Origin of the sequence: Mesorhizobium sp. M4A.F.Ca.ET.050.02.1.1 (assembly GCF_003997725.1) — a bacterium.
Classification (GTDB): domain Bacteria; phylum Pseudomonadota; class Alphaproteobacteria; order Rhizobiales; family Rhizobiaceae; genus Mesorhizobium.
Window position 1 is genome coordinate 1 of the sequence record NZ_RZSG01001075.1, and the last position, 1,587, is coordinate 1,587.

Annotated in this window: 1 protein-coding gene and 1 pseudogene; both read right to left on the reverse strand. The window is 65.2% G+C overall.

Annotated features, from left to right (window positions below; all coding sequences use genetic code 11):
- Positions 1-90: 90 nt before the first annotated feature.
- On the reverse strand, positions 91-1,050 hold the full coding sequence (locus EOA33_RS35065; protein WP_127407675.1) for an ABC transporter permease: 960 nt from the start codon (positions 1,048-1,050) through the stop codon (positions 91-93).
- Between the two features lie 37 nt (positions 1,051-1,087).
- Positions 1,088-1,587 (reverse strand): annotated as a pseudogene (locus EOA33_RS35070) (peptide ABC transporter substrate-binding protein); the annotation flags it as partial.

Consider the following 1,587-nt stretch of genomic DNA (forward strand, 5'->3'; position numbering starts at 1 on the left):
GCGGCAGGCCGCGAACGGCACGGCTTAACCGGCTGACGACCCGCGGGAAAAAAGATGCGCGCGCCGGCGCCGGAAACTCCAGCAGGTCCATCATAGCGACGCCCGCCGCCGCTGCCGCGGATCGAGCAGCGCCTGAACGAGATCGCCTGCCGCGGCCGACAGGACGAAGATCGTCGCCATGACCAGCACGCCGGCCTCAAGCATGGGAAAGTCGCGTGACTTGGCAGCGTTGAGCACGAGATTGCCGAGGCCCTGGATGCCGAACAGGGCTTCGATCACCACGAGACCGCCGAGCATATAGCCGCTCTGGGTCGCGAGCACCGCGATGGTCGGCGTCAGCGCATTGGGCAAGACGTGGCGGACAATGACCTGCGAACGGTCAAGGCCTTTCAGCGTCGCCGTGCGCGTGTAGTCGGCGGCCAGGGCCTCGACCACGCCGGCCCGCGTCATGCGCGCCAGATAGCCGGTGAGGTTCAGCACCAACGGCAAAGCCGGCAGGATGAGATAGTGGCCGCTTGTCCAGAAGCCGGCGCCGTCCGGCGCGGCGCCGGTGATCGGGAACCAGCTCAGCCACAGGCCGAAGACCATGAGCAGCAACAGGCCGGATACGAAATCGGGAACGATGCCGAAGGAGACGCCGGCAAGCACGATCAGCCGGTCGATCAGGCGGCCCTGGTTTAGACCCGCAATGATGCCCGCGCCTACGCCCACCGGTACAAGCAACAGCAGGATGATGCCGGCAAGTGCTGCCGAGCGGCCGAGGCTTGCCAGCACGAAAGGCGCGACCGGCGCCCGCATCGACAGTGACGTGCCGAAATCGCCTGTCAGCGCCCGGCTGAACCAGTGCCAGTATTGCACCAGCACCGGCTGATCGGCGCCAAGCTGCCTGTTCAGCGCCGCGACGGCTTGAGCATCCGCAAACGGGCCAAGCATGACGCGGCCGACATCGCCGGGCAGGACCTGCCCGGCGAGGAAGACCAGCACGCTGACCAGCCACAAGGTGAACAGGAGCGATGCCGTCCGCGTAGACAAGGTACGGCCGGTCAGCATCGGGTTCCGGGACCCCGGCCGGCTTGGCGTTTGCGCATCATGCCTGAACGAAGGTCACGCGATCGAGCAGCAGATGCGAGATCGCCGTGAAGCGCACGCTCTCGACCTTGTTGCTGGTGATGCGGCTGTATTGTGAGAAGTAGGAGATGATCTCCGGCGTCTCGTCGAGCAGCAGGGTCTGGATCCTGCCGGCGGCGATGCGCTGCGCCTGAAGGTCGCGCGCCTTGCCGTAGTCGACCAGCAACGCGTCATAGTCCGCATTCTTGAAATGCGCGGCGTTCCAGGCGCCGTCGCTCTTCAGCGTCGCGTTGAGGAAGATGTCGGGCGTGCCGCGATGGCCGAAATCGGTGATGCCGAGATTTGAGTCCAGCCAGGGCGAGCTGCCGAAGGTCGCGGAGCCGTAATAGGCATCCTGCGGCAGGACGTTGAGCTTGACGTCGATGCCGGCCTTTTTGGCGAAGTTCTGGATGATCACGGCATAGTCGGGAATGTCATAGGCGCGTTCGGTGGTCAGCGTCACCTCGAAGCCATTGGGAA